Genomic DNA, 25,617 nt, shown 5'->3' on the forward strand with positions numbered 1-25,617 from the left:
CCACCAGCGGGACGGTCCGGAGAAGATAGGTATTAACCGTCGTCGTGCGAACGGCCGGGCATGACACTCTCGAGCGCTCCCGGCAAAGTGTACCTGTTCGGGGAGCATGCGGTAGTTTACGGCGAACCGGCCGTTCCGTGTGCGATCGAGCGGCGGGCGCGGGTCGGCGTGCAACGACGTGACGACGGCAAGCTCCGGGTTCACTCGAAAGATCTCAGTCTGAACGGCTTTACGGTCGAGTACGACGGATCGACCAGCAACGGACCGGACATCGACGTCTCGGAATCGTTGATTAGTGCCGCGATGGGCTACGTCGACCACGCGATCGAGCAGGTCCGCGACGCAACCGACGAAGACGAGGTGGGCTTCGACGTAACGATCGAGAGTGACATCCCGCTCGGCGCGGGACTCGGTTCCTCCGCGGCAGTCGTCGTCGCCGCGATCGATGCCGCCACCCGCGAACTCGGAGTTACCCTCGAGACGGACGAACTCGCAGAGCGAGCCTACCGGACAGAATACCAGGTCCAGGACGGTCAGGCCTCGCGGGCGGACACGTTCTGTTCGGCCACCGGCGGCGCGGTCCGTGTCGAAGGCGAGGACTGTCGCTCGCTCGATGCGCCGGACTTGCCGATCGTGATCGGATTCGACGGTGGCGCAGGCGATACCGGGAAACTGGTCGCGGGCGTGCGCGACCTGCGCAACGAGTACGATTTCGCCGCCGATACGGTCGAAGCGATCGGCGACGTCGTCCGCAACGGTGAGGACGCGCTCGCCAACGGGGATATCGACGAACTCGGCCGATTGATGGATTTCAACCACGGGCTGCTGTCGGCCCTCGGCGTCTCCTCGCGGTCGCTCGACACGATGGTCTGGGCGGCCCGCGATGCGGGCGCACGGGGTGCGAAGCTAACCGGTGCTGGCGGCGGCGGTTGCATCGTGGCGCTGGACCCGACACCGGAGACCGAGACGGCGCTGTCGTTCACGCCCGGCTGCGAGGACGCCTTCCGTGCCGAACTCTCCGAGAAGGGGGTGGCGCGACTCGAATGATCGTCCTGAAACTCGGCGGCAGCGTTATCACCGAGAAAGATCGCGCGGAGACGCTCGATGGCGAGGCGATCGAGCAGGCGAGCGATACGATTTCGGCGGCGCTGACCGGCGGACCCGAAGACCTCGTGGTCGTTCACGGCGGTGGCAGCTTCGGTCACCCCAACGCGAGCGAACACGGCGTCAGTACGACCGAGGGAACTCGTGACGCGACGGCGGTCATGGACATCCACGGCGCGATGAAGACGCTGAACGAGTTCGTCCTGAGCCGACTGCTCGAGCGAGACGTACAGGCGGTACCGGTGCATCCGTTTTCGGCAGCCTATCGAGACGGTGCGGGGACGCTTTCCGTGCCGACCGGACAGATCGAGGCGATGCTCGCGGAAGGGTTCGTGCCCGTCCTTCACGGAGACGTGATCGCCCACGCCGGTGTCGGTGCGACGGTCGTCAGCGGAGACGAACTCGTGGCCGAACTCGCCCGACGCCTCTCGGCAGACCGCGTGGGCCTCTGCTCGACGGTTCCCGGTGTGCTGGACGAAGACGACGACGTCATCGATCGCATCGACGATTTTGAGGCCGTCGCGACGGTGCTCGGTGCGAGCGATGCGACCGACGTGACCGGCGGAATGGCCGGCAAGGTTCGAACGCTGCTGGATCTCGAGGCCGAGGCGGCGATTTTCGGCCTCGACGCGCTGGAGTCGTTCCTCGACGGGTCGAATCCGGGGACCACGATTGACTGATCGCGAGTCGACGAGCGTGGCGAGCGGCGAGCAGCGAGCGGTATCGTGCGCGGTCAACGGGTCCAAAATCCGCCGGTAAACATGACGAGGACCGGGATTATTTCGAGCCGGCCGATCCACATGAGAAAGATCAGCAAGAGTTTCGAACCGATCGGGAACTCGTGGTACGACCCAAAGGGGCCGAGAAATCCGAATCCGGGACCGATGTTCCCGATCGTCGCGAGACTCGCGCTAAACGCCTCGAGCGGCGTATCGACGAGATGGTTGGCGTCGAGAGCGATGAGCAGTGTCGCGATGGCAAAGATGAAGAGGTACAGGAAGGTGAATCCGAGCACGCCGCGGATCGCGTCCTCGTCGACGACGTTGCCGCCGAGGCGAATCGGGCGGACGACCTCGGGGTGGGAGGCCGTGAACAGTTCACGGCGGAGGAATTTGAACACGATCAGCCACCGTACGACCTTGACTCCACCGCCGGTGGAGCCGGCACAGCCGCCGACGAGCATTGCGAACAGGAGAACGATTTTGCCGGTCGAACTCCACTCCGCGAAATTACTGGTCGCGTACCCTGTCGAGGTCAACAGTGATGCGATCTGGAAGGAACTCTGTCGGAGCGAGTTCTCGAATACGCCGTCCGTGACGCCGCCGAGTTCCGAAAGCGGCGGTGCGGCACCGGTATATAGTATTCCGGCGAGCACCGCTGTCAACGCGGTGATCGCCCCGATGTAGGCGCGAAATTCGGAGTTGCGCACGAACCGATGGCGCTCGCCGCTGAAGACGTGCCAGAACAACGCGAAGTTGGTCCCGGCGACGATCATAAACGGCACGAACGTCCACTGAACGATCGCAGAGAACGCCGCGACGCTGTCGGCTTCGGGCGAGAACCCGCCCGTCGGAAGCGCCGTGAACCCGTGAGCGATCGCGTTGTACAGCCCCATTCTGGGAGCCATCCCCACGAGGTGGAGGCCATAGAGAATGGTGATGAATGTGAGGGTAAAGACGAAGTAGACGAGCCAGAGGATACGCGCTGTCTCGGCGATTCGCGGCGTCAACTTCTGTAACTCCGGTCCCGGTGCCTCCGACTGAACGAGCTGTGCGCCGCTCACCGCTAACTCGGGTAAAATCGCGACCATTAATACGATGATACCCATCCCGCCGAGCCACTGGGTGAGCTGTCGCCACATCATCACGGCGTGAGAGTGGCGGTCGAGCGAAATCTCGGCGAGGACGGTCGCTCCCGTCGTCGTGAACCCGGACATCGATTCGAACAGCGCGTTTACCGGATTGGCGAGTGTCGATTCGGTTCCCCAGCCCGCGAGGATATACGGCACTGCACCGACGGTCGCAACGGCGAGCCACGATATCGCGACGAAGAGCATCGCTTCTCGGACCTGTAAGTCCGGGACGGGACTGAGTCGCTCGAGTGCGAAGCCGACCACGATTGCCAGGCCGATCGTCGCGACGAACGGAAAGACGGGCTCCGAATAGACGAGCGCGACGACAATCGGAACCAGGAGCGGGACGGAAAGGTATTTGATGACAGTCCCGACGAGCGCGATACTGGCGCGCCAATCGGTTCGAAGTCTCATAGAAATATTCCGACCCCCGATTTTCGTCTGGACACGTTACAGTATCGATTTTGGGTAAGTCGTATTAATCCATCGTCACACGATTGCCGGCGAGGGGTGCCCGATCCTGAACGGCGCCTACGAAACCAGTCCCGACAGGGAACGCCCCGGGCCGCCACCGCAGAGAGGTCTATACGTGAATCGCACGTAGGCTGCAATATGATCGCTCGGTTCCCAAGCATTCGACATCCACGTTCGTTTTACGACGTGTTCGGCGTCGTTGCGACGGCAGTAGCCGTCATGGCGGTCGTCCTCGCCGTTCGATATGGATCGGTAGTCCGCCTGGAGATGGTTCTCTTGATGACGATCGTCTTCTTCTGGGTCGTGTGGGCCATCGAACGTATCCTCGAGGAAGCCAGCTAACCGTTCGGCGACCGCTGAAACTGTCGCAGATCAGATCAATTCGACGACATCGTCGAGAACCGTCGCGTCGACGAAGACGATCACGTGATCGCCAGGTTGAACGACCGTCGATCCGCGGGGAGTGATGTGTTCGCCGCTTCGAGAAATTGCACCGATGACGACGCCGGCCGGAAGGTCGTTCGTCGCGTCGGCGATTTTCCGGCCGACGAGAACGCTGTCGACGCCGACTTCGATCTCGATCACCTCCGCGCGATCGTGCTCGAGCATCGCGACCTTTTCCGTGTGATCGGTTCGCGTAAAGCGGACGATTTCCTCGGCGGTCTCCTCTCGAGGGTTGATCGCGACGTCGATTCCGACGGTCTCGAAGAGATCAGCGTACTCGGCGGTTTCGATGACGGCGACGGTACGGTCGACGCCGAGGCGTTCTGCGAGCAGGGAGACGAGGAGGTTCTTCTCGTCGCTGTCGAGTGCGGCGACCACGACGTCCGCTTCACCGACGTGTTCCCGTGCGAGGAAATCGGCGTTCGTCGCGTCGCTTTCCATGACCATCGTGTTCGGTAACGATTCGGCGACCTCACGGGCGCGGTCGTGATCTTGCTCGATCAGTCGTGGACGAAAGCCGTGATCTTCGAACTCGCGAGCAGCCTGGAATCCAATCTCGCTCGCGCCGACGATGACGACCTCTTCTGCGTCGTCGGGCGCCGTCGCGACCTCGTCGGCGAAGTCGGTAGTCGATTCGGGGCTGCCGATCACGACGATCCGGTCACCGCCCCGAATGACCGTGTCGCCTCGAGTCACGATCATCTCGTCGTCCCGGAAGAGTGCAGCGAAGGTCAGCGAATCGTAACAGTCGGCTTCGCTGACGGTCCGGTTCGCGATCGGGCTGTCCGCCGGAATGTCGAACTCGGCCATGCGGACGAGTCCGCTGGCGAACGTATCGACGTCGTGAGCACTGGGCAATCCGGAGATACGGAAGATCGTCTGGGCCGTCAGCAAGTCGGTACACACCATGAAGTCGACGCCGAAGGCACCTTGCGATCCCTGCCAGGTTTCGAGTAGCGTCCGCCGACGAACCCGCGCGATGGTGAACACGTCGGTAACGGCCTTCGCCGCGCCGCAGACGACGGCGTTGGTTTCGTCGTTGTCCGTACAGGCGATGACGAGCCCGGCTTGCGAGAGGCCGGCCTCGCGCAGGATTTCGAGATCAGTCCCGTCGCCGTGGATCGTTAACACGTCCAGCGCATAGGTGAGTTCTTCGGTCACCTCGGCGTCGCGGTCGACGACGACCACGTCGTGGGTCTCTTCTAAATTTGCGGCGATCGAACGGCCAACTTCGCCGGCTCCGACGATGATTACGTACACAACGATGCCTCCAAAATCATAGTTGCTGCCCACCGATTTCGAGGCAACCGGCAAAGGAATTACGATGCACGACCCGGTCTCGAGTCGAACCCAAACCATGCGCGACGCAGCCGCCAGCCGCAATCTCCGCCGCGGCACCGAGTGGGTTGGCTCGCGTGACGACCCAACCCGCTGCGTTTTTAACACCCGGCCGTGTACAGGTACCTAGCGAAACCCGCGGGCAAGTGCGTTCGGGGCTCACGATGTCGTGAGCCGGCGACGACGGGCCGACCGTCATCCGGGCGCATAGCGGGATGGCCGACGCGCTGCAAGATGCCGGGGCCGCACAACCGGGAGTCCGCGGACCGTTTCGATGAGAGTCCACAACGCGACTTTCAGTGCTACAGAATCATGGAAATCGAAATCGCAACCATCGGCGGCTACGAAGAAGTCGGACGGCAGATGACCGCCGTCCGCGCCGGCGACGACGTCGTCATCTTCGATATGGGTCTGAACCTCTCGCAGGTACTGATCCACGACAACGTCGAAACCGAACGAATGCACAGCCTCGACCTGATCGACATGGGTGCTATCCCCGACGACCGGGTCATGAGCGACCTCGAAGGCGACGTAAAGGCGATCGTCCCGACGCACGGTCACCTGGACCACATCGGTGCCATCTCCAAACTGGCCCACCGGTACAACGCGCCGGTCGTCGCGACGCCGTTTACGATCGAACTCGTCAAACAGCAGATCGAGGGCGAACAGAAGTTCGGCGTCGAGAACGACCTGATCAAGATGGACGCCGGCGAGACGATGGCAATCGGCGACAGCGGCAAGGTCGACCTCGAGTTCGTCAACGTCACCCACTCGATCATCGACGCGATCAATCCCGTCCTCCACACACCGGAGGGAGCGGTCGTCTACGGGCTGGACAAGCGAATTGACCACACGCCCGTCATCGGCGATCCGATCGATATGGACCGGTTCCGAGAGATTGGGCGTGAGGGCAACGGCGTTCTCGCTTACATCGAGGACTGTACCAACGCGAGCAAGAAGGGGCGCACCCCCAGCGAGCGAGTCGCGCGCGAGCACCTTCGCGACGTCCTCTACAGCCTCGAGGACTACGACGGCGGCATCGTCGCGACGACGTTCTCTAGCCACATCGCTCGTGTAAAGTCGCTGGTCGAGTTCGCGGACGATATCGGCCGTCAGCCCGTTCTGCTGGGTCGGTCGATGGAGAAGTACTCCGGCACCGCAGAACGGCTCGACTTCATCGACTTCCCGACCGATCTGGGAATGTTCGGCCATCGGAAGTCCGTCGACCGCACGTTCAAGCGGATCATGAACGAGGGGAAAGGCGACTACCTACCCGTCGTCACCGGCCACCAGGGCGAGCCGCGCGCGATGCTCACCCGGATGGCACGCGGCGAGACGCCGTATGAACTGGACGACGGCGACAAGGTCGTCTTCTCGGCCCGCGTTATTCCGGAGCCGACCAACGAAGGCCAGCGCTACCAGGCAGAGAAACTGCTCGGCATGCAGGGCGCGCGGGTGTACGACGACATTCACGTCTCCGGCCACCTCAATCAAGAGGGCCACTACGAGATGCTCGACGCGCTTCAGCCCCAGCACGTCATTCCGGCTCACCAGGACATGAGCGGCTACTCGAGCTACGTCAACCTTTGCGAGAGCGAAGGCTACAGCATGGGGCGAGACCTCCACGTTACGCGCAATGGGAACCTCATCCAATTAGTCGACTGATATGACGAGCCCCGAGGCACGTGAGGAAGCGGTGCTCGAGGCAGTCCGGCACCGGCGCGAACAGGTCAACGAGGCGATCACAGAGGAGTTACCGATCCAGCAGCCGGAACGGCTCTACGAAGCGTCCCGGTACCTGCTCGATGCGGGCGGCAAACGGCTGCGGCCGGCCGTCCTGCTAACGACCGCAGAGGCGCTGTGTGACGTCGAATCTCTCACGGCGGAGTATCGATCGTTCCCGTCGCTCGACGAGGACGGTCCGGTCGACGTGATGGCAGCCGCTGTCAGCGTCGAGGTCATCCAGTCGTTCACCCTGATCCACGACGATATCATGGACGACGACGATCTCCGACGTGGCGTTCCCGCCGTTCACGAGGCCTACGATATCGAGACCGCGATTCTCGCCGGCGACACGCTCTACTCGAAGGCATTCGAGATCATGCTCGAGACGGGGGCCCAGTCTGATCGACTCGTCGAGGCGTTTTCCATCCTCTCGACGACCTGTACGAAGATCTGTGAGGGCCAGTCCCTGGACGTCACATTCGAGGAGCGGACCGACGTCTCGCCCACGGAGTACCTCGAGATGGTCGAACAGAAGACGGCCGTCCTGTACGCCGCCTCCGCGTGTCTCCCCGCAATCTTACTGGGAGCGGATGACGATACGGTCGATGCCCTCTACGGTTACGGCCTGGACATCGGTCGCGCGTTCCAGATTCAGGACGATGTGTTGGATCTGACGGTTCCGAGCGAGCAACTTGGAAAACAGCGAGGCAGCGACCTCGTCGAGAACAAGCAAACGCTGATAACCGTCCACGCCCGCAGGCAGGGCGTCGACGTCGATACCTTAGTCGATACAGATGACGTCGACGCGGTCACCGAAGCCGAAATCGACAACGCAGTCGCCGAACTCGAGGCGGCCGGCTCGATCTCCTACGCGAACGACACGGCCCGCGACCTCGTCGAACAGGGGAAGAGCCGACTCGATGTGCTGCCGGATAACGAGGCCCGCAACCTCCTCTTCGAGATCGCAGACTATCTGATCGAGCGCGGGTACTGAGACGTTCGTTGCCCGACCGAACGCGGGTACTGTACGGGATCCGGCTCGCCGTCCAAAAGCCGGCCACACTCGCGTCTCGCTGTAACTCACTGCTCGATACCGACCTGATCTTTTTGCGGATACCTCAGCGACCGACGGACGTGACCGAAGGCACGTCTCGATCGGGGGCGGGGCACTCCCGACGTGGATTCCTCGCAACGGTCGCGGTCGCCGGATCGGCCGCGACGGCAGGTTGCGTCGGGTCGCTGCTCGAGACCTCCCCATCGAACGAAATCGAAGCCGAAACGTCGAGTCAGCCGTGCAAGGGGACTCCCGGCGAATTTCACGAAGCGGACCTCGAGGACTGATACGGACTGCTGTAAGTCATTGCCGGTGCAACCGCGACCGCCCTGCGGTTGCACCGGTACATCGTTACAGCAGACCGTATGAGGCGGGAGCGAGGTGGCCGCCGTGCGCCCGGGCCGACACGAGCGGGAGATACGACGAATCGCGAGGGTTTTGGGCCGGGCACGAATACCGGTCGGTAATGAACGATGAGTTACGCGAGCAGGTCGAGCGCGAGGCGGAGAAGCACGCGCTGTTGAACGCTGTCAAACACCAGAGCGACGCCGCCGTCGGCGCCGTGATGGGGCCGTTGATGGGCGACAATCCGGACTTTCGTGAACACGCCGATGCCGTTCCAAGCGTCGTCGGCGGCGTCGTCGCACGGGTCAACGAACTCGAGTACGACGAAAAGCGTGCCCGTCTCGAGGAACTGGCACCCGAGGAACTCGCCGAAATCGAGGCCGAAGACGAAGCAGACGAACACGATTTGCCAGACCTGCCGAACGCGGACGACTACGACGAGATCCGAATGCGGTGTGCGCCGAACCCGAACGGCCCGTGGCACGTCGGCCACGCCAGGATGCCCGCCGTCATCGGCACCTACCGCGACCGCTACGACGGCTGGTTCTGCGTCAGATTCGACGATACCGACCCCGAGACCAAGCGCCCGGACCTCGATGCGTACGAAGCGATTCTCGAGGACTGCGACTACCTCGGCTTCAAACCCGACGCGACATACAGGGCGAGCGATCGACTCGAGACCTACTACGGTCACGCTCGCGACCTGATCGAGATGGGCGGCGCGTACACGTGCTCGTGTTCGGGCGAGGCGTTCTCCGATCTGAAAAACAGCGGCGAACCGTGTCCACACCGGGACAAAGACGCCGAGACGGTTCTCGAGGAGTTCGAAGCGATGATCGACGGCGAGCACAGCAGCGGCGAGTTGGTCCTCCGGGTCAAAACCGACATCGAACACAAGAATCCGGCGCTTCGCGACTGGGTCGCGTTCCGGATGATCGATACGCCACACCCCCGGGAAGAGGCGAGCGGATACCGGTGCTGGCCGATGCTAGACTTCCAGTCCGGTGTTGACGATCATCTGCTCGAGATAACCCACATCATCCGCGGCATCGACCTGCAGGACTCCGCGAAACGCCAGCGATTCGTTTACGACTACTTCGGCTGGGACTACCCCGAGGTGATTCACTGGGGCCACGTCCAGCTCGACGAATACGACGTGAAGATGAGTACGTCGACCATCACGGCGCTGATCGAGGCCGGCGAACTCGACGGCTGGGACGATCCGCGGGCACCGACGCTGAAGAGCCTTCGACGGCGCGGAATTCGAGGTGAAGCCATCGTGGAGGCGATGGTCGACCTCGGCACCTCGACCAGCGACGTCGACCTCGCGATGAGCACGATTTACGCGAACAACCGCGAACTGATCGACGACGAGACCGATCGACGGTTCCTCGTCCGCGACGGCAATCAGCTCCCGCTCGCCGGCAGTCCGCCCGACGAAGCGAATCCGCCACTGCACCCCAACCACGAGGACCGCGGCGTTCGCGAGATTCCGGTCGGCGATTCCGTCCTGCTCGAGCCAGAGGACCTTCCCCAGCGCGAGGACCGCATCTGGCTCAAGGGACTGGGCTGCTTCCAATTCACGCGCGACGTGTTGCAGTATACGGGCGAGGACATCGACGTCGTCCGCGAGGGTGACGTAGACGTCGTCCACTGGGTGCCGGCCACAGAGAGCGTCCCTGTCCGCATGCGGACGATGGAAGGCGACGTGACCGGACGGGCGGAGCCGGGCGTCGCCGACATCGAACCAGACGAGATGGTCCAGTTCGAGCGAGTCGGGTTCGCGAGAATCGACCGCCACGACGAGAAGGAGACCGTCGCGTACTACGCGCATCCCTGACTGTCGGCGACTTTGTCGCTCAGTCGGCGTTCTGCCTCGGCGTTCTGCCTAATCGTACGCGCTCGCACGTGCGTGGAATTAGCGAACAACCGTTCCGATAACCGACGCGATCGCGTGGTCACGGTCGGCGCAGTGGCGTGGCCGAATTTCGCTTATCCGGCGCCGGCCACGGGATCGTCGCCGTCCGCGCTCGCCGTGACCCAATGGCAGCCGTGCTCGGGTCTAACGTTGCGTCACTCGAGCAGATCCGCGGCCCGATCCGGATCCGGATCGGCGACGACGCCGTCCTGTCGGCCAAGAACGCGGGCGTGGGCGGCGCAGACGAATCGGTTCTCGTCCCAGGGGATGTGTAACTCGACGGTACCGGGGCGCTCGCAGTCGGATTCCGAACACTCCATCTAGTCGTGTGAACGGCAGCCACGGCTTCAGTGTTTCCCCGCGGGAAGACGCGGTCCGCGCTCGAGGAATCAGAGAAGGAAGACGGCGACGACGAACCCGAAGAGGATCGACGTGGTCAGGAGGACCTGGACCGCCGTCGACGCGAGGATTCCGATCGTCGTGTAGATGGCCGAGCGGGTGCTCCCCTCGAGTTCCCCGTTTCGGACGAACTCGAGCGCGAAAACTGTTCCGAAGAGGCCGACGAGGAGGCCGAGTGGCCCAGTGACGACCATGAGGATGAGCCCAACGATAGCCGCGACGGCGGTCGTCATCCAGGACGCGCCACCGGCCCGCGCGGCGATCGACCCGCCGAAGAACTCGATGAGTGCAGTCAGGATGGCGAGGGAGACGAGAACCGCGAACGTGAGTACGCTCAGTTCGGTGAAACCAGTGCCCCACCAGTAGAGCGCGAGTCCGGCGAGCGAGAGGAGTCCGCTTGGGACCATCGGAGCGGCCGCCCCGACGATACCGCCGAGGAGCAACGCGATCGCCAGGACAGTGACGAGATCGACCATATCGGAAGTAACGAACGACGAGGACAAAACGGTGCTGCCTTCGACGGTGTGCAACCGTTCGGAGAGCCGAGAGACACGAGTCCAGCTATAGTGATTAGCAGAGATACTCATAGATTTGCGGTGAGTTGAGTGCTGGCAGAGCCATTGAGAGATATTCGTTGACGTCATCGAGTGTTCGAAAGAGGTGGTTGGCTCGGCCCTCACGGAGCTGTCGCCAACAGTTTTCGAGCGGGTTCATTTCCGGCGAATGCGCCGGCAAGAATTCCAGAAGCAGGCCGTCTGCGGCGGCCTGCTTCTTCAGCGTCTTCGCGATGAAGTAGCTCGCATTGTCCAAGACAATGGCGAGCTTCTTGCCGAATTCGTGCTGTATCGCCCGAAGAAAGTGCTTTGCGATTTCAGCGTTGAACCGATTCGACGTCAGAGCAACAAAGCGCTCACGGTCGTCGGTGACTGCTCCGAGCATGTTCACCTTCTCACGAGCGCCCGAGACCGGCAGTCTCGGGCGCGAATTCACCGGGAACCAATCGGGTTTTTGCTCGGTTGCGACTTTCTGCGTGTGTTGGTCGATGGCGACGATTCGATACCCTTCAGCCTTCAGCGTCGGCCACTTTTTTTGAACTCCGCACGCCAGCGTCGCTGTTCTTCTGGGTCAGCCTGGTAGTGAATCGGCCGGGCTGTCTGGACCGACAGCCCGGCCTTTTTCATCAGGCGGTACATGTGCGCGTGAGAATACTTAACGCCGAAGTTCTCGGCGATGTATTCACGGACGAGGGATGGTCTCCAGGCTGGTGCGTCGATGCCAGCTTCTGACGGCGGCGCCTGAAGCGTCGCCGTCAGTTCGTCCCACTGATCGTCGGTAAGGCGAGGACGGCTCCCGCCACGAGGGAGGTCGCCGAGCGCGACGCCCTCGCGCTCGGCGACAGTGTCGAGCCAGTCGTAAACGGTCTGTGCGGGGATCCCAAGGAGACGTTCGATCTCGTATGGAGAAGAGCCATCGGCGTAGAGCAGTGCAACGGTCAGACGTTTGACCGCCTTTGGATCAGTTTCCGTGCGCAGTTGCTGGCGCAACTGCTCCTCATCGACATCAGCCAGCTTCTTTCCCCATCCGGTCATACCCGTCTCTACGCACCGTGAAGATATGAACCAGAGTGCTGATCCCTATAGTTCGTACACCCTCGAGATGGCCTGTCAGGGACCGACGGGGTGCGTACGATCCGAGCTCGCAGCGGTGAACGTGGATGCGGTCCGAGACTCGGCGGTAGACATAGATACGGTCTGCGTCGGAGGTGATGGATGCGGTCGGAACAGACGGTTGGACGGCTGGAACTGGAACGACTGGAACGAACAGCGAATGATATACGCATCAGCAACCGAACGTGTCGGTATGAATCAGCACCGTGGAGCGATCATCGTCGGCGGATCGTCGGGTATCGGGGAAGCGCTGGCCCGACGGCTCGCGGCCGATGGCTACGAAATCGGCCTCGCTGCACGCCGAACGGATCGCATGCGTCGGATCGGGAAGGAACTCCCAACCAAATCGTACGTCGCCACGATGGACGTTAGCGATACCGAGGACGCCCGGGAGGGATTTTGTGAACTCGCCGACGCCATGTCGTCGGTCGACGTCGTCGTCATCAGTTCCGGCGTCGCACACGTAAACCATGACCTCGAGTGGGGCCCCGAACGCGAGACGATCGACGTCAACGTCCGCGGGTTTACGGCCATCGCGACCGCCGCGATGCAGTACTTCGAGCACCACTCCGATCAGGTGAGCGAAACGGACGGCCACCTCGTGGGCATCTCTTCGGTCGCGGCCCACTTCGGGACCGGCGGCGTACAGGCCTACAATGCCTCGAAGGCCTACGTGTCGACGTACCTCGAAGGACTGCGCAGTCGGCAAGCAGACAGCGATACGAACGTGACGATCACGACCGTCGAGCCGGGGTTCGTCGACACTGATCTCTCCCTGGGTGGTTTCTGGGAGTCGTCGCCGGAGACGGCGGCCGACCGGATCGCTCGAGCGATCTACAAGAAACGAAACCACGCGTACGTTACCCGACGGTGGCGGCTGATCGCGTGGTTCCTGGATCTGGTCCCCGAGAGGTTGCTTCGGCGGTTGTTCTGACACCTCTGTGATATCAGCTGCGGGACTCATACGGTCTGCTGTAACGGTTTATCGGCGCAACCGCAGGGTGGTCGCGGTTGCACCGGAACTGACGTACACCAGTCCGTATCAGTCGTCGGCGAAGCGATTTCGTACCGAACGCGCCGCATCCGTCCCGTAGTGATCGACGAGCGGGCACAACGCGTCGCCGAGTGCACGCATGCACTGCCCGGTGGAGTGGTACTCGAGTCGGTCGGCGACGGTCGACCAGTCGCGTCCCTGAAGCACGCGGAGGACGAGCAGTCGTTCCTCGCGGTCGTTCAGGTCGACGGGATTGGGATCGGTGATGAAGTATCGGACGACGAGTCGCCTGAACGGACCGGGATCGACGTCGAACAGTCCCGGTCCGTAGGCGGCACCGGCGACGACGTGCCACTCGTGGTCGGTCAGCGTGAGGGGCGGTCCAGCGCTCGATTCGACGCTCCGGAGTACTGCTCGGGCGACGTCCGGATCAAGGTCGTCCAGCGCATCCGAACAGAGGGCGGCGAATCGGCCGGCGAACCAGTCCGCGTGGCGGTCGTGGAGCGTCCGACCCGCGTCGCTCGTGGGAGCGAGCATGAGCGCGGAGTACTCGCCACTGGCGTCGTTACGAGTAGTCGAGACGTGAACGGTCCGGTAGCCGTTTTCGGTCCAGAACTCGAGGAGGCCGGGCGTCGCGCCGAAGCCGGTTCCGAGCCAGTCGAGTGCGTCGTCGCCGTCCTCGTCGGCGACGATGGCCTCACCCCCTGCATTGCTGAATTCCTCCTTGACGCGTTCCAGCAGGCAGGAACCCAGCCCACGCGACCGAACGGCGTGGTGGGTCGCGATGCGGACGACGCGAATTCCCGCAGACTCGCCCGCCGCTTCGTCGCGTAACTGGCTCGTTAGCACGTCCGGAAGCATGTTGCCGCGAACGCGGCCCCCCTCGTACATCATCGATCGAGTTTCCGGGGACAGGTTTCCCTCGCGTGCCAGCAGTGCGACGCTGACCACGTGGCCATCGTAACGGAGTGCGCGGGCCTCGAGGTTCGGTGCGTCGAGCAGTCTCGCGAGGTCGTTCGGTTCCGTTCGGTAATGTGCGAGGACGAGGAGACCGAACGCCTCCCGGAGGAGAGTTTCGTCCTCGATGAGGGCCGCCGGCTCGAGTCGACGATAGACGACGGTTTCCGGCCGAGCGTCGGTCACAAGCGCCTCGACCGGCGGTCGAGCGTCGAGGAGCAGCGCGCGGAAGGCCCACACTTCGACGGGATCACCCGCGGCGTATCGAATCGGCTCGACCAACGTGCACTCGGTTACGTCGTGACCGCTCTCTGCGAGTCGGTCCCGGAATCGGACGGAGAATCCACGGCCGGCACCCTCGTAGCCGTGGACGGTCGTCGCGAACGCGACCCGGTCGGCGGCGAGCAGCGCTTCGAGCGTCGCAACCGGGAGCGCAGCAGCCTCATCGACCACGACGATATCGGCCGCCTCGAGTCCCGCGACGGCCGCCGTCGGTTCGAGAAATCGAACGGTTCCGCCGGTCGCGGTTTCGACCCGCCCAGGCTCGATGACTGTGGTCCTCTCGAGGCCTTCGATGCGCTCGCCGTCGCTCCCGCTTTCGTGGTCGCTGTCGTCCTCGTCGTGCTCCCTCGCGAGTGTCTCGCAGAGTTCGCCGGCACGGTCGAACAGTTCGCTCGCGTTTCCGGCGGCCGGTGCGGTCACGAGGACGTCGTTTCCGCAGGTGGCGAACGCACCAGCCGCGAGCCCTGCCGCGCTCGATTTGCCGCGGCCGCGGTCCGCCTCGAGGACGACTGCTCGCTCGTCGTCGAACAGTCCCTCCAGCGCAGCGACGGCTTCGGCCTGATCCGACGTGAGGCAGGCCTCGTAGGTGGCGTCCGGAAAACGGTGCTCCCGTGGAAGGCCCGGGGCGACCGTGGCAAGTCTGGGTGCGGGATCGGTCAGCCCGTTGGTCTCGAGTCGACCGCGCTCAAGGTCGACAATCGCGACACCCCGATGTGCTCTGAGGGTCTCGACGAAACGGCGTTTGAATCGGCCGGTGACGTCGTCCAGTTCGAACGGCGGGACGGCCAGCGAGGCGTCGAACTCGGTTCGGCGATCCGGCCAGGCCTCAAGCGACGGCAGTAGTAAGACGAGCAGCCCACCGCCGTCGACTGCGCCGACGACTTTCCCGAGCGCGTTCGGCCGAAAGTCGTCGTGGGCGTCGAGAGCGATCACCGTGCGGGTCTTCCCGAGGAGTTCGCCCGCGTGTTCCTGCGGGAGTTGCTCACAACGGAGTCGATCCTCCGTGCCGATGAGCGTCGTCTCGGTGATCGCAACGGGGAGCGATTCGAGGATCGACTGGAGAGCGTCGTATCCACGGTTGCGTGGGCCGGAAAGAACGACAATTCTGCGTTCGTTCGTTCGCGTCGCTTCCTCGTGGAGCGAGACGGCACAGTCGACGACGTCGACGTCCATGTGTTCGTACTTGGCGCTCGAGAGTAATAGGCACCGACGACCGACTAGAGGCGCTCACCGCCGCGGACCTCGCGCGCCGTCCACTGGACCCGTGCGGCCCACCACGTATTACCCGGCACCACCACACTCGTCCGGCCCGACCACAACGGAAGAATGTAGCTCGCACAACACGTCCTGATGCCGAACGGTCCATGCGGTAGTATCGCATGGCTTCGGTCGTTTGAACACGCTTTTAAGGGGGGCAGCGCTATTCGAGTGTACACCCTACGCGGGGTTGATGATGCTCCTAGCCTCACAGGACTTCCGCCGAGTCGAACTCGGCCCGGGTGCCCAGCTCCCGGATGGCAGGGGAGTGCGAGCCCGCGCGTAGGAGAGGTGAACAACCAATGTCAGTCTACGTAACAACCGACATCCCAGCCGACCTCGCCGACGACGCCCTCGAGGCGCTCGAGGTCGCACGAGATACAGGACGTGTAAAGAAAGGAACCAACGAAACGACGAAGGCCATCGAGCGCGGTAACGCCGACCTCGTCTACGTCGCCGAAGACGTGTCTCCCGAGGAGATCGTGATGCACCTCCCGGAACTCGCCGACGAGAAGGGCATTTCGGTCGTCTTCATCGAGACCCAGGACGATGTCGGCCACGCCGCCGGTCTCGAAGTTGGCTCGGCCGCCGCGGCGATCGTCGATGCCGGTGAAGCGGAAGACGACGTCGAGGACATCGCCGACAAGGTCGAGGAACTCGACTGAGGTGATCAGAGATGAGTGCTGAAGAGGAAGAAAGCGGCTCTACGCCCGCCGAGGTCATCGAGATCGTCGGCAAGACCGGCATGCACGGCGAAGCCATGCAGGTCAAATGCCGAATCAAGGAGGGCGAGAACCAGGGACGCATCATCACCCGTAACTGCCTCGGGCCGGTCCGCGAAGGGGACGTACTCCAACTTCGCGAGACCGCTCGCGAGGCTGATTCCATCGGTGGACAATAATGGTCGAAAAACGAACCTGCGACTACACGGGCGAAGAAATCGAGCCCGGCACGGGCATCATGTACGTCCAGAACGACGGTACTGTACTCCACTTCGTCGACTCGAAGGCGGAGAAAAACTACAAGCTCGGGCGCGAACCGCGCGACCTCGAGTGGACCCAGGAAGGCCGCCGCGGCAAGGGCACCGCCCAGACCGACACGGCCACCGACGAGGACGTTTCCGCTGACGAAGGCGCAGAAGCGGAAGCCGAAGCGGAATCCGAGGCCGAAGCCGACGGCGACGAAGACAGCGACGAGGCCGCTGCCGACGGCGATGAAGACAGCGACGAGGCCGCTGCCGACGGCGATGAAGACAGCGACGAGGACGAAGCCGAGACCGAGGCCGAACAATGAGCGAGCACGAGCGCACGTTCGTGATGGTCAAGCCAGACGCGTTCGCACGCGGTTTAGTCGGCGAAGTCATCTCCCGACTCGAGGACCGCGGACTCAAACTCGTCGGCATAAAAGTCGAGACCATGCCCCGCGAGCGAGCGGAGGAACACTACAGCGAGCACGAGGACAAGTCGTTCTACGACGATCTCGTCGAGTTCATCACCTCCGGTCCGGTCGTTCCGATGGTCTGGGAAGGCCAGGACGCGACACGGCAGGTCCGCCATATGATCGGCGAAACCGATCCCCTCGAGGCCGACCCCGGCACTATCCGTGGTGACTACGCGCTGGACCTCGGTCGGAACGTCGTTCACGCCGCGGATCACGAGGACGAAGGCGCGAACGAACGAGAAATTGGGATTCACTTCGACGACGACGAATTGACCGACTACGAACAACACGACGCCGAGTGGCTTTACGAATAACTCTCTCGAGGTCCGTTGACCGTCCCACCCTAGGCGAACGACGTGCCAAGAAATCGAGTCCGAATGTTCCCGACCGTTCCTCCCAGTCTACGGTGACCGAGCAACGTGTACGCTCAGCGCGGTCGGTCTCTCCACTATCAGCGGTCGGCCCATCACCGCCAGTCGCTGACCGTCTTTTTTTGTGCTCTGTAGGATCGCTAGACGGCGTCGCCTCAATCTCGTTATCTTCGTAGAAAGCGAAGAGACGGATTACTTTGGTATCCGAATTCCGTCTCCTCACCCGAGAAATCGTTGCGAAAGCTAAAAACGTTGTCGAGAATCCGGACGAACCCGCCGACCCCGTAGGGGGTGGCGGGTTCGCCGAATGGGCGATGCTCACGTTGCAAGCACTGCGGATCGAACTCGGGAAATCCTACCGCCAGACAATCGATCTGTTGAGCGAAATGCCCGGCATTCTCGACGAAATCGGCCTCACGCGGCTTCCGCATTTTACCGTCCTGCGTGACTGGTTTGAGACTATCTCGATGGAGACCTATCGTGCGTTTCTCGGCGAATCAGCCGAGAAACGCACTGGCCATGCCGCGATCGACTCGACTGGTTTCGACCGCGACCAGCCCTCGCGGTACTACGCGACGCGAAAACACTACCGCGTTCGCTCGCTCAAAGTCACTGCCCTCGTGGACGTGAAAACGCTGTACGTCTACGATGTTCACTGTACGACCACGAAAAAACATGATGCGAAGATTGGTCCGCAGGTCGCTCGGCGAAACGCCGAGGACCTGCGGTCATTGGCCGCTGACCGTGCTTACGATGGAAAGCCATTCCGAGACGATCTTCATCTTGATCGCATCCGACCGTTGATCAAACACCGGATCTACTCCTCGCTCGACCGGGCACACAACGCCCGGATGAGCAGCTGCTGGTACAATCGCCGCTGGATGGTTGAGACTGTCTTTTCGTCGATCAAGCGCACGCTCGGCTCCGCCGTGCGTGCGCGAAGCTGGCACCTCGAATTCCGCGAGATGGTGCTCAAATGTGCCGTCTACAATCTTCGTCGAACAGTTAGATATCCGTAGAATCAACCGCAGTGTATCGGTTTTCGACCGGCGGTGGCATTAGTGAAAACGCCGAAATCAAGCTTCGTCTAGCGATCCTACGAAGCATTTTTTTGCTCACGGTCGTTCTCGATCGACCCATCGACGGCTACGTTCGTCCACGAGAAACGGATTATCTCGGTCGGGGTGGCAGCAGTCGTCGGGGGAAATCACGATTCGAAGCGCACACCGAACACGGAACATCGAGAACGAGGGCGGTCCGAGTCGACGCCGCGTGAGGCAAGCTCTTTCCAGTCAGTCACGTCTCCGTTCGAGGTCAAATTCGTCTCGACGGTACCGAAACAGTCGGTTTATTACTATTATATTCCTTGTTTTAACTGGGAAAGAACCGATTTCCGGTTATAATACCGAAACATCGTAACGGATATAACACAGGTATTTTTCTAGGTAGACGTAAGGTCTAATGTGTCGGCCCGAGAAAGATCGACCGGTGGTTTCGAATGGTAACATACGGTAGGTGGTTCGTGAATGCGTGAAACAGAGGGAGAAGCGACATCATTTACGGCAGATACGACGCCGTCGCTCAGCCTCGTTTTCGATCTGCTCTCGAATAACAGACGCCGGTACGCGCTGTACTATCTCAATGATCAACCGGACGGCGTCGCCTCCGTGGAGGCCCTCACCGAGAACGTTTTCAAGATCGAGCGAACGACCGAAACTCCGGAAGGAACGCTGACGAGTTCGGCGTCAGATATTGGTCCCGCAGGCGACCCGGAGGACCAGCAAACCGGAATCCGCACGGAACTTCAGCACGTTCATCTCCCGAAACTCGAGGATGCAGGCATTCTCGAACACGATCAGCGGAGCGAGACGGTTCGATACTGGAGTCAACCGTCGCTCGAGGAGTGGCTCGAACACGCGTACCACAAAGAAATCGCGTAAGCGAACCTGATATCACACAACGTCACAGTCGACGTGACGATGGGGACGTTCTGATAGAAGGCGCTGAAAGGTTTAACACGCAGCCCGTGGTGGGGTCCACCGGAGTGTCGGTACATCGCCCGACAGACCGGCCGAGTATTTATGAGGTGTGATACCGTTTCACTCCTCAAAACTTAACAAGCGAGATACCGATACAGACAGTGAGGTGCATACTATGGCTAACAATGAACTTCCACCACTCCCATACGATTACGACGCGCTCGAACCGTCGATTTCCGAGCAGGTACTGACCTGGCATCACGATACCCATCATCAGGGGTACGTCAACGGCCTCAATGCCGCCGAGGAAACCCTCGCGGAGAACCGCGAGAGCGGGGACTTCGGCTCAACGCCCGGCGCACTGAGCAACGTCACCCACAACGGCTGTGGTCACTACCTTCACACGCTGTTCTGGGAGAACATGTCCCCTGACGGCGGCGGTGAACCCGAAGGCGACCTCGCCGACCGTATCGAGGAGGACTTCGGCTCGTACGAGGGCTGGAAGGGCGAGTTCGAGGCTGCTGCCGGTGCCGCCGGTGGCTGGGCGCTTCTGGTATACGACCCGGTCGCAAAGCAACTCCGAAACGTGGCGGTCGACAAGCACGATCAGGGTGCGCTCTGGGGCTCCCACCCCATTCTCGCGCTCGACGTCTGGGAACACTCGTATTACTACGACTACGGCCCGGACCGTGGGGACTTCATCGACGCGTTCTTCGACGTCGTCAACTGGGAGAAGTCCGAAGAAGAGTATCAGAAGTGCCTCGACCACTTCGAATAATTCGGCCACCGAGACGAGCGACGAGCCAGTCAATCCCGACGTTTTTATCGCCGGTGAAAAATTCATCGCGAGTGATACCACAGGCCAGTATGCTACCAGTTCGACCCCCATCGCCGATTCGCTCGAGTTAATATCGTTTCTGTGATACGTCTGGCTGCGATGGTTTAACTACGTGTGGGACAATTTCACATCGTACATGGCTGCCGAGGACAGCAGCGCGGAAACGACCGCCGAGGACCGGACACAAGAGCGCCAGCGCTCACGACTCGAGGCGCACCAGGAACCAGACGCCCTCGTCGAGGGGCTCGCAGCCGACCTGCGGGCCGCCTGTGACGGTGACGTTCGATTCGACGAGTACACCAGGGTTCTCTACGCAACGGACGGCAGCATTTACGGCGCGCAACCGGCGGGCGTCGTCTTCCCCCGAGACACGGCCGACGTCCGCGCGGCCGTGGCCGTTGCTGCCGATTACGACGCACCCCTGTTGCCGCGCGGTGCTGGCTCCTCACTCGCAGGACAGGCGGTAGGTCCGGGATGTGTGATCCTCGATCTGTCACGACACATGGACGCGATCCGCGAGATCGATCCGGCCGAGCGAACTGCCGTCGTTCAGCCGGGCGTCGTACAAGACGTACTCGATACTGCACTCGAACCACACGGCCTCCGCTTCGCGCCCGATCCCGCTTCCTCGAACCGTGCGACGATCGGGGGTGGGATCGGAAACAACTCGACTGGGGCGCATTCGGTGCGCTACGGTATCACCGATGCCTACGTCGAAGAGTGCGAGGTGGTCCTCGCCGACGGGTCACTGATCCGGACGCGAGATGTCGTCCTCGACGGTCCGACGTGGGATCGGATCGTCTCGAAGGACGACCGCGAGGCCGCGATTTATCGAACGGTGCGAGCGATCGTCGAGAACAATGCAGACGAGATCGAGTCGCGCTATCCGAACCTCAAGCGCAGCGTCAGCGGGTACAACCTGCAGAAGGTGATCACTGAAACAGGCGAGGGAGACCGGATCATCAACCTCTCGAAACTGCTGGTCGGCGCCGAAGGGACGCTCGGAGTCGTCGTCGAAGCAACGCTCTCGCTCGTGACCCGACCCGATGAAACGGCTCTCGCCGTCTACTGTTACGACGACCTGCTCGAGGCGCTGGCCGCTGTCCCGGACGCGCTCGATGTCGAGGCCAGCGCGGTCGAACTCATGGACCGAGAAGTGTTCCGACTGGCTGCCGAATCGTCGGAGTACGCCGAGTACGCGGAGCCGATTCCCGACGGAACGGCGGCGGCGCTGATGCTCGAATTCGACTCCGAAGTGGTCGACGAGTTGCCGGACGCGATTGACGTGGCGACGACGGCTCTGGTAGCTGACGGAAACGCGTTCGACTCCCTCGAGGCGTTCTCACTGGCGAAGCAGGATCGGCTCTGGAAGCTCAGGAAGGCCGCCATTCCGCTGTTGATGAGCATGAAAGGCGATCCGAAGCCGTACCCGTTCGTCGAGGACGCGTCCGTCCCACCTGCGGAACTCGCTGAGTACGTGGCCGGGTTTCAGGACATCCTCGACGCGCACGATACGGCGGCCGCCTACTTCGCACACGCAGGCGTCGGCACGCTTCACATTCGGCCGGTGTTAAACCTGAAAGACGGTGACGACGTCGAGAAAATGCGTGCGATCGCCGACGACGTCACGTCGCTCGTCGTCGAACACAACGGTTCGTTCTCGGGCGAACACGGCGACGGCCTCGCACGAACCGAGTTCAACCCCAAACTGTACGGTCCCGACCTCTGGGCGGCGTTCAAAGACCTCAAGTCGGCGTTCGACCCGGACTGGCGGATGAATCCAGGGAAGGTCGTCTATCGAGATGAAGAGCCGACCGACATCCGCGAACACCTTCGATATGGGCCAGACTACGCCTCGCTCGAGCCGCAAACGACGCTTGACTTCGAGGAGGACGGCGGCTTCTCGCACCTCGTGGAGCTCTGCAACGGTTGTGGGACCTGTCGGCAGACCGATACCGATGTGATGTGTCCGACGTATCGAGCGACCGAGGAGGAAATCGCCACTACGCGGGGGCGAGCCAACCTGCTCAGAGCCGCGATCAGCGGGGAGATCGATCCCGAGGAGCTCTACGGCGAGCGATTCCAGGACGACGTACTCGACCTCTGTATCGGGTGCAAGGGCTGTCAGAGCGACTGTCCCACGGGGGTCGACCTCGCGAAGCTCAAGGCCGAGGTCAAACACCAGTACCACGACCGCGAGGGGACCAGCCTCCGAGAACGGCTGTTCGCGAACGTCGACCGGCTCGCGTCGATCGGGAGTGCGCTCGCGCCCGTTTCCAACCGTGCCGCGAGGCTGCCTGGCTCCCGAACCGCCCTCGAGAAGACGGTCGGGATCGCGCACGACCGAACCATGCCGACGTTCCGGCGGGAATCGCTCGTCGAATGGTTCCGGGAGCGAAGCGCCGCCGTCGATCCAGAGACCGCGACGGCCGGAGTCGTCCTCTACCCCGACACGGACACGAACTACTCGAATCCGGCACCAGGCAAAGCCGCCGTCGAGGTTCTCGAGGCCGCGAACATCCACGTCGCCGTCCCCGACCTGGGACCGACCGGGCGCGCGGCCTACTCCCAGGGGATGCTCGAGGTCGCAGCCGAGCAGGCGCAGGCATTACTGGACGACCTCGAGCCCTATCTCGAGCGGGGCTGGTCTGTTCTGTTCGTCGAACCGTCAGACGTCGCGATGGTCGTCGACGAATATCGGTCCCTGATCGCTGATACGCGCACAGAGACGCTCGCAGCGAACGCGTTCGGTGTCTGTGAGTACGTAGACGTGAATCGGCTGGACGACGCGTTGTCGTTCGACGCCGCAGTGACGACGGACACACCCCTGACATTTCACGGCCACTGCCACCAGAAGGCCCGTGGTGTGGATCATCACGCGGTCGGCGTGCTTCGGCGAGCGGGCTACGCCGTCGACCCCGTCGAGTCAGGCTGCTGTGGGATGGCCGGCAGCTTCGGCTACGAGGCCGAACACTACGACCTCTCAAAAGCGATCGGGTCGCTCCTTCGGCAGCAACTCGAGGCGAGCCAGAACCGCGACTCCGGGAACGGCCGACCGACGGCCGACGAATCCGGTGAGGGCGGCGAACCGGCCGTCGTCGCGCCGGGGACCTCCTGTCGGACGCAGATCGGCGACTTTGACGGGTACGACCGGCCCGACCATCCCGTCGAACTCCTCGCGCGAGGACTCGAAACGTAGCCGGTCCGGTCACTCGTCCTCGATGCCGGTCGCTCGCAGATATTCCTGGAGTAGCGTCGGGAACTGCCCGCCGCGAACGTACCGGAGTCCGAACTCGTCGGCCCAGGAGATGATACCCCGGTCTTCGGTGACCACGCCTGCGTCCAGTTCTCGCGCGAGGATCAGCAAATCGAAATCTTCCCGAGAATCGAGGACGCCCTGTCGGAGGGCGCGCCGGTACTTGTCTCGCATGTCCGAGAGGATCCGATCGGCCTCGGTCATGTATTCGTCTCGACCGTCCGTGTCCGAGCTGGTGACGAGCTCGTCCGGGTCGAGCTGTTCGACCTCGCGGATCGCCTTCTCCGACACGCGGAGGCCGCGATCCACTCGGTCACTCATCTCGTCGATGAAATTATTGACGACGTTCGCCGGAATCGTCACGCCGTACCGGTCAGGGCTCTTACGAACGACCCACGTGTCGAGCCGCGAGAACACATCCTCGTCGACGTTTCGCTCGCGCAACATCGTTCCGAGTTCATCGTGGATCGACGGAGGCACGTAACAGGAGATATTGAGCTCGAGTCGAGCCGTCGAGATCAGATCGAGCAGGCGATGGATGGCTTCTTCTAGCGACTCGTCGTCCTCGCGTATCTCCTCGGTGATGAACAGCGACGTGTCCAGTACGAACCGTTGACGTGGCAATGCTCCGGGCATAGTCGTCGTTTGGACGCTAACCTACATAGGCTCCAGCCCCAGGTCCCCCCGCGACGCATCATCGAAACCGACCGTCGACACCATCCGTCGACAGACGACCAACTCGGTTTTTTCACCGAGAGCGTCGTCGAACGACGTATGGATCGGGACGCGTACCTCGAGCGGCTCGACGCCTCCACCACGGAGCCCACCGACCTCTTCGAACACTTCGAGCAGCGGTCGGTGGCAGGTCGAACGCACCACATTCTTACCGCTGCCCGCCACGGCGTGGAGCGCGGGACCGTCGTCGTCGAGGAGACCGACATCATCGTCCGCGGCTATCCGAGCGTTCCGCGGACCCTCGTACTCGATCCAGGGATTCCCTCGTTCTTCGAGGGGGACGAAACCGTCACGATCGAGGAGAAACTCGACGGGTTCAATGTCCGGATCGCGGACGTCGGCGATCACCTCGCGTTCACTAGGAGCGGATACGTCTGTCCGTACACGACGGCTCGAGCGCGCGATCGTCTCCCGCTTGCGGACTTCTTTGCGGACCACCCGGATCGAACCATCTGTGCCGAGCTTATCGGGCCGGAGACGCCGTACACGATACACGAGTACGATGACGTCGACTCCCACGACTTTCGAGTGTTCGACGTCCGCCACCGCGAAACGGGCTCGCCGCTCCCCGTCGACGACCGGCGGGCGCTCTGCGAAGAGTATGGCTTTTCCCAACCACAGCTCTTCGGGCGAGAGGAACCGTCCGACGCCGTCGCGGCGGTTCGGGACGCCATCGCCGACCTCGACGTGGCAGGGCGAGAAGGGGTCGTCCTCAAATCGGGAGACGGAGATGCGATGATCAAGTACACGACGGCGTCCCAGCACCACGACGAACTCGCATACGCGTTTTCGCTTCCGTTCGATCACGGTCGGGACTTCGTCTTTTCGCGGATCGTTCGCGACGCGTTTCAGGCCGCCGAGCTAGACGACGACGACCGGATTCGGGAGCGAGCGCAAGACCTCGGCGAGTCGATCCTCACTCCGATGGTTTCGACGATTCGAGACGTGGCCGACAGCGAGACCGTCGGAGAACGGCATACAGTCAGGGGCGATCCCGACTCGATCGACGCGCTATTCGATCACCTGCACGACCAATCGATGACGATCGAGCTGAAATCGGACCGCCTCGAGGACGGCGAGCGCGTCGTCGAGTTCGTAAAAGTGGCCGAGTCGACCCGCGATCGCATCCAGTACTACCTGGCGGGCGGAACACGACAGGAATGACCGATCCAGTTCTCTCGACGCGAT

General features: G+C 62.4%; 25 protein-coding genes. 17 read left to right on the top strand and 8 right to left on the bottom strand.

Annotation, left to right across the window (positions count from 1 at the left end; all coding sequences use genetic code 11):
* Nucleotides 1–60 precede the first annotated feature (60 nt).
* Together mvk and NJU76_RS00010 are read left to right on the top strand one after the other, a co-directional pair.
* Nucleotides 61–1,047 carry a mevalonate kinase gene (mvk, locus tag NJU76_RS00005; protein WP_254530763.1) on the top strand — a complete coding sequence of 329 codons (987 nt, stop codon included), beginning with the start codon at nucleotides 61–63 and terminating at the stop codon, nucleotides 1,045–1,047.
* Complete coding sequence (locus tag NJU76_RS00010; RefSeq protein ID WP_254530764.1) at nucleotides 1,044–1,784, top strand: isopentenyl phosphate kinase; 741 nt, start codon at nucleotides 1,044–1,046, stop codon at nucleotides 1,782–1,784. The genes mvk and NJU76_RS00010 overlap by 4 nt, the downstream gene beginning before the upstream one ends.
* Nucleotides 1,785–1,837: 53 nt before the next feature.
* On the opposite strand, the gene NJU76_RS00015 is transcribed toward NJU76_RS00010, so the two are convergent.
* Nucleotides 1,838–3,370: a TrkH family potassium uptake protein gene (locus NJU76_RS00015; protein ID WP_254530765.1), complete on the bottom strand. Its 1,533-nt coding sequence runs from the start codon at nucleotides 3,368–3,370 to the stop codon at nucleotides 1,838–1,840.
* 198 nt (nucleotides 3,371–3,568) lie between these two features.
* Here NJU76_RS00015 and NJU76_RS00020 point away from each other — a divergent pair, with 198 nt between their 5' ends.
* Nucleotides 3,569–3,772, top strand: a complete 204-nt coding sequence (locus NJU76_RS00020) for a hypothetical protein (protein ID WP_254530766.1) — start codon at nucleotides 3,569–3,571, stop codon at nucleotides 3,770–3,772.
* 30 nt (nucleotides 3,773–3,802) lie between these two features.
* On the opposite strand, the gene trkA is transcribed toward NJU76_RS00020, so the two are convergent.
* The gene (trkA, locus tag NJU76_RS00025) at nucleotides 3,803–5,134 is read right to left on the bottom strand and encodes a Trk system potassium transporter TrkA (protein ID WP_254530768.1); all 1,332 of its coding nucleotides are present in this window, start codon (nucleotides 5,132–5,134) and stop codon (nucleotides 3,803–3,805) included.
* A 390-nt stretch (nucleotides 5,135–5,524) separates the two neighbouring features.
* On the opposite strand from trkA, the gene NJU76_RS00030 reads away from it, so the two are divergent.
* From NJU76_RS00030 to NJU76_RS00045, 4 genes are all read left to right on the top strand, one after another.
* A complete protein-coding gene (locus NJU76_RS00030) occupies nucleotides 5,525–6,877 on the top strand; it encodes a ribonuclease J (RefSeq protein ID WP_254530770.1) in 1,353 nt (450 codons plus the stop codon).
* 1 nt (nucleotide 6,878) lies between these two features.
* A complete protein-coding gene (gene idsA3, locus NJU76_RS00035; protein ID WP_254530772.1) occupies nucleotides 6,879–7,931 on the top strand; it encodes a geranylfarnesyl diphosphate synthase in 1,053 nt (350 codons plus the stop codon).
* Between the two features lie 140 nt (nucleotides 7,932–8,071).
* Nucleotides 8,072–8,278 carry a twin-arginine translocation signal domain-containing protein gene (locus tag NJU76_RS00040; protein ID WP_254530774.1) on the top strand — a complete coding sequence of 69 codons (207 nt, stop codon included), beginning with the start codon at nucleotides 8,072–8,074 and terminating at the stop codon, nucleotides 8,276–8,278.
* Nucleotides 8,279–8,457: 179 nt separating this feature from the next.
* The gene (locus NJU76_RS00045) at nucleotides 8,458–10,176 is read left to right on the top strand and encodes a glutamate--tRNA ligase (protein ID WP_254530775.1); all 1,719 of its coding nucleotides are present in this window, start codon (nucleotides 8,458–8,460) and stop codon (nucleotides 10,174–10,176) included.
* Between the two features lie 233 nt (nucleotides 10,177–10,409).
* Here NJU76_RS00045 and NJU76_RS00050 read toward each other — a convergent pair whose 3' ends face one another.
* The 4 genes from NJU76_RS00050 to NJU76_RS00065 form a co-directional block, all read right to left on the bottom strand.
* Nucleotides 10,410–10,574 (bottom strand): DUF8014 family protein, encoded by a 165-nt coding sequence (locus NJU76_RS00050; protein ID WP_254530777.1) that lies wholly within the window; start codon nucleotides 10,572–10,574, stop codon nucleotides 10,410–10,412.
* Between the two features lie 69 nt (nucleotides 10,575–10,643).
* A complete protein-coding gene (locus NJU76_RS00055; protein WP_254530779.1) occupies nucleotides 10,644–11,129 on the bottom strand; it encodes a DUF456 domain-containing protein in 486 nt (161 codons plus the stop codon).
* A 94-nt stretch (nucleotides 11,130–11,223) separates the two neighbouring features.
* Nucleotides 11,224–11,760, bottom strand: a complete 537-nt coding sequence (locus NJU76_RS00060; protein ID WP_340681236.1) for an IS630 family transposase — start codon at nucleotides 11,758–11,760, stop codon at nucleotides 11,224–11,226.
* Entirely contained in the window at nucleotides 11,724–12,242 is a 519-nt protein-coding gene (locus tag NJU76_RS00065; RefSeq protein WP_254530780.1) for an IS630 family transposase, read from the bottom strand. Before NJU76_RS00065 ends, NJU76_RS00060 begins: the two co-directional genes overlap by 37 nt.
* Nucleotides 12,243–12,513: 271 nt before the next feature.
* Here NJU76_RS00065 and NJU76_RS00070 point away from each other — a divergent pair, with 271 nt between their 5' ends.
* On the top strand, nucleotides 12,514–13,254 hold the full coding sequence (locus NJU76_RS00070) for an SDR family NAD(P)-dependent oxidoreductase (RefSeq protein WP_254530782.1): 741 nt from the start codon (nucleotides 12,514–12,516) through the stop codon (nucleotides 13,252–13,254).
* A gap of 108 nt (nucleotides 13,255–13,362) precedes the next feature.
* On the opposite strand, the gene tmcA is transcribed toward NJU76_RS00070, so the two are convergent.
* Nucleotides 13,363–15,726, bottom strand: coding sequence for a tRNA(Met) cytidine acetyltransferase TmcA (gene tmcA, locus NJU76_RS00075; protein WP_254530784.1), 2,364 nt, complete (start codon nucleotides 15,724–15,726; stop codon nucleotides 13,363–13,365).
* A gap of 386 nt (nucleotides 15,727–16,112) precedes the next feature.
* On the opposite strand from tmcA, the gene rpl7ae reads away from it, so the two are divergent.
* The 8 genes from rpl7ae (at nucleotide 16,113) to NJU76_RS00115 (ending at nucleotide 23,637) form a co-directional block, all read left to right on the top strand.
* Nucleotides 16,113–16,475 (top strand): 50S ribosomal protein L7Ae, encoded by a 363-nt coding sequence (gene rpl7ae / locus NJU76_RS00080; protein ID WP_254530786.1) that lies wholly within the window; start codon nucleotides 16,113–16,115, stop codon nucleotides 16,473–16,475.
* An 11-nt stretch (nucleotides 16,476–16,486) separates the two neighbouring features.
* The gene (locus tag NJU76_RS00085) at nucleotides 16,487–16,711 is read left to right on the top strand and encodes a 30S ribosomal protein S28e (protein ID WP_006064297.1); all 225 of its coding nucleotides are present in this window, start codon (nucleotides 16,487–16,489) and stop codon (nucleotides 16,709–16,711) included.
* Nucleotides 16,711–17,103 carry a 50S ribosomal protein L24e gene (locus tag NJU76_RS00090; RefSeq protein WP_254530788.1) on the top strand — a complete coding sequence of 131 codons (393 nt, stop codon included), beginning with the start codon at nucleotides 16,711–16,713 and terminating at the stop codon, nucleotides 17,101–17,103. Before NJU76_RS00085 ends, NJU76_RS00090 begins: the two co-directional genes overlap by 1 nt.
* Nucleotides 17,100–17,564 (top strand): nucleoside-diphosphate kinase, encoded by a 465-nt coding sequence (ndk, locus tag NJU76_RS00095; RefSeq protein WP_254530789.1) that lies wholly within the window; start codon nucleotides 17,100–17,102, stop codon nucleotides 17,562–17,564. The genes NJU76_RS00090 and ndk overlap by 4 nt, the downstream gene beginning before the upstream one ends.
* A gap of 254 nt (nucleotides 17,565–17,818) precedes the next feature.
* Nucleotides 17,819–18,640, top strand: a complete 822-nt coding sequence (locus NJU76_RS00100) for an IS5 family transposase (RefSeq protein ID WP_254528552.1) — start codon at nucleotides 17,819–17,821, stop codon at nucleotides 18,638–18,640.
* 507 nt (nucleotides 18,641–19,147) lie between these two features.
* Nucleotides 19,148–19,561 carry a DUF7344 domain-containing protein gene (locus NJU76_RS00105; protein WP_254530790.1) on the top strand — a complete coding sequence of 138 codons (414 nt, stop codon included), beginning with the start codon at nucleotides 19,148–19,150 and terminating at the stop codon, nucleotides 19,559–19,561.
* Nucleotides 19,562–19,775: 214 nt separating this feature from the next.
* Nucleotides 19,776–20,378, top strand: a complete 603-nt coding sequence (sod, locus tag NJU76_RS00110; RefSeq protein ID WP_254530791.1) for a superoxide dismutase — start codon at nucleotides 19,776–19,778, stop codon at nucleotides 20,376–20,378.
* Nucleotides 20,379–20,574: 196 nt separating this feature from the next.
* On the top strand, nucleotides 20,575–23,637 hold the full coding sequence (locus NJU76_RS00115; protein WP_254530792.1) for an FAD-binding and (Fe-S)-binding domain-containing protein: 3,063 nt from the start codon (nucleotides 20,575–20,577) through the stop codon (nucleotides 23,635–23,637).
* A gap of 9 nt (nucleotides 23,638–23,646) precedes the next feature.
* Here NJU76_RS00115 and NJU76_RS00120 read toward each other — a convergent pair whose 3' ends face one another.
* Nucleotides 23,647–24,330 carry an RNA ligase partner protein gene (locus tag NJU76_RS00120; RefSeq protein ID WP_254530793.1) on the bottom strand — a complete coding sequence of 228 codons (684 nt, stop codon included), beginning with the start codon at nucleotides 24,328–24,330 and terminating at the stop codon, nucleotides 23,647–23,649.
* Between the two features lie 138 nt (nucleotides 24,331–24,468).
* On the opposite strand from NJU76_RS00120, the gene NJU76_RS00125 reads away from it, so the two are divergent.
* Entirely contained in the window at nucleotides 24,469–25,593 is a 1,125-nt protein-coding gene (locus NJU76_RS00125) for an RNA ligase (protein ID WP_254530794.1), read from the top strand.
* The last annotated feature ends 24 nt before the right edge of the window (nucleotides 25,594–25,617 follow it).

Origin of the sequence: Natrinema gelatinilyticum (genome assembly GCF_024266705.1) — an archaeon.
In the GTDB taxonomy this organism is placed as follows: domain Archaea; phylum Halobacteriota; class Halobacteria; order Halobacteriales; family Natrialbaceae; genus Natrinema; species Natrinema gelatinilyticum.

Coding starts and splice junctions, on each gene's coding strand:
- NJU76_RS00115 (WP_254530792.1), top strand. CDS start 20,575: ATGGCTGCCGAGGACAGCAGCGCGGAAACGACCGCCGAGGACCGGACA.
- NJU76_RS00010 (WP_254530764.1), top strand. CDS start 1,044: ATGATCGTCCTGAAACTCGGCGGCAGCGTTATCACCGAGAAAGATCGC.
- sod (WP_254530791.1), top strand. CDS start 19,776: ATGGCTAACAATGAACTTCCACCACTCCCATACGATTACGACGCGCTC.
- idsA3 (WP_254530772.1), top strand. CDS start 6,879: ATGACGAGCCCCGAGGCACGTGAGGAAGCGGTGCTCGAGGCAGTCCGG.
- NJU76_RS00120 (WP_254530793.1), bottom strand. CDS start 24,330: ATGCCCGGAGCATTGCCACGTCAACGGTTCGTACTGGACACGTCGCTG.
- NJU76_RS00020 (WP_254530766.1), top strand. CDS start 3,569: ATGATCGCTCGGTTCCCAAGCATTCGACATCCACGTTCGTTTTACGAC.
- NJU76_RS00045 (WP_254530775.1), top strand. CDS start 8,458: ATGAACGATGAGTTACGCGAGCAGGTCGAGCGCGAGGCGGAGAAGCAC.
- mvk (WP_254530763.1), top strand. CDS start 61: ATGACACTCTCGAGCGCTCCCGGCAAAGTGTACCTGTTCGGGGAGCAT.
- NJU76_RS00015 (WP_254530765.1), bottom strand. CDS start 3,370: ATGAGACTTCGAACCGATTGGCGCGCCAGTATCGCGCTCGTCGGGACT.
- NJU76_RS00125 (WP_254530794.1), top strand. CDS start 24,469: ATGGATCGGGACGCGTACCTCGAGCGGCTCGACGCCTCCACCACGGAG.
- NJU76_RS00065 (WP_254530780.1), bottom strand. CDS start 12,242: ATGACCGGATGGGGAAAGAAGCTGGCTGATGTCGATGAGGAGCAGTTG.
- NJU76_RS00055 (WP_254530779.1), bottom strand. CDS start 11,129: ATGGTCGATCTCGTCACTGTCCTGGCGATCGCGTTGCTCCTCGGCGGT.
- NJU76_RS00085 (WP_006064297.1), top strand. CDS start 16,487: ATGAGTGCTGAAGAGGAAGAAAGCGGCTCTACGCCCGCCGAGGTCATC.
- NJU76_RS00070 (WP_254530782.1), top strand. CDS start 12,514: ATGAATCAGCACCGTGGAGCGATCATCGTCGGCGGATCGTCGGGTATC.
- ndk (WP_254530789.1), top strand. CDS start 17,100: ATGAGCGAGCACGAGCGCACGTTCGTGATGGTCAAGCCAGACGCGTTC.
- rpl7ae (WP_254530786.1), top strand. CDS start 16,113: ATGTCAGTCTACGTAACAACCGACATCCCAGCCGACCTCGCCGACGAC.
- tmcA (WP_254530784.1), bottom strand. CDS start 15,726: ATGGACGTCGACGTCGTCGACTGTGCCGTCTCGCTCCACGAGGAAGCG.
- NJU76_RS00050 (WP_254530777.1), bottom strand. CDS start 10,574: ATGGAGTGTTCGGAATCCGACTGCGAGCGCCCCGGTACCGTCGAGTTA.
- NJU76_RS00090 (WP_254530788.1), top strand. CDS start 16,711: ATGGTCGAAAAACGAACCTGCGACTACACGGGCGAAGAAATCGAGCCC.
- NJU76_RS00105 (WP_254530790.1), top strand. CDS start 19,148: ATGCGTGAAACAGAGGGAGAAGCGACATCATTTACGGCAGATACGACG.
- NJU76_RS00030 (WP_254530770.1), top strand. CDS start 5,525: ATGGAAATCGAAATCGCAACCATCGGCGGCTACGAAGAAGTCGGACGG.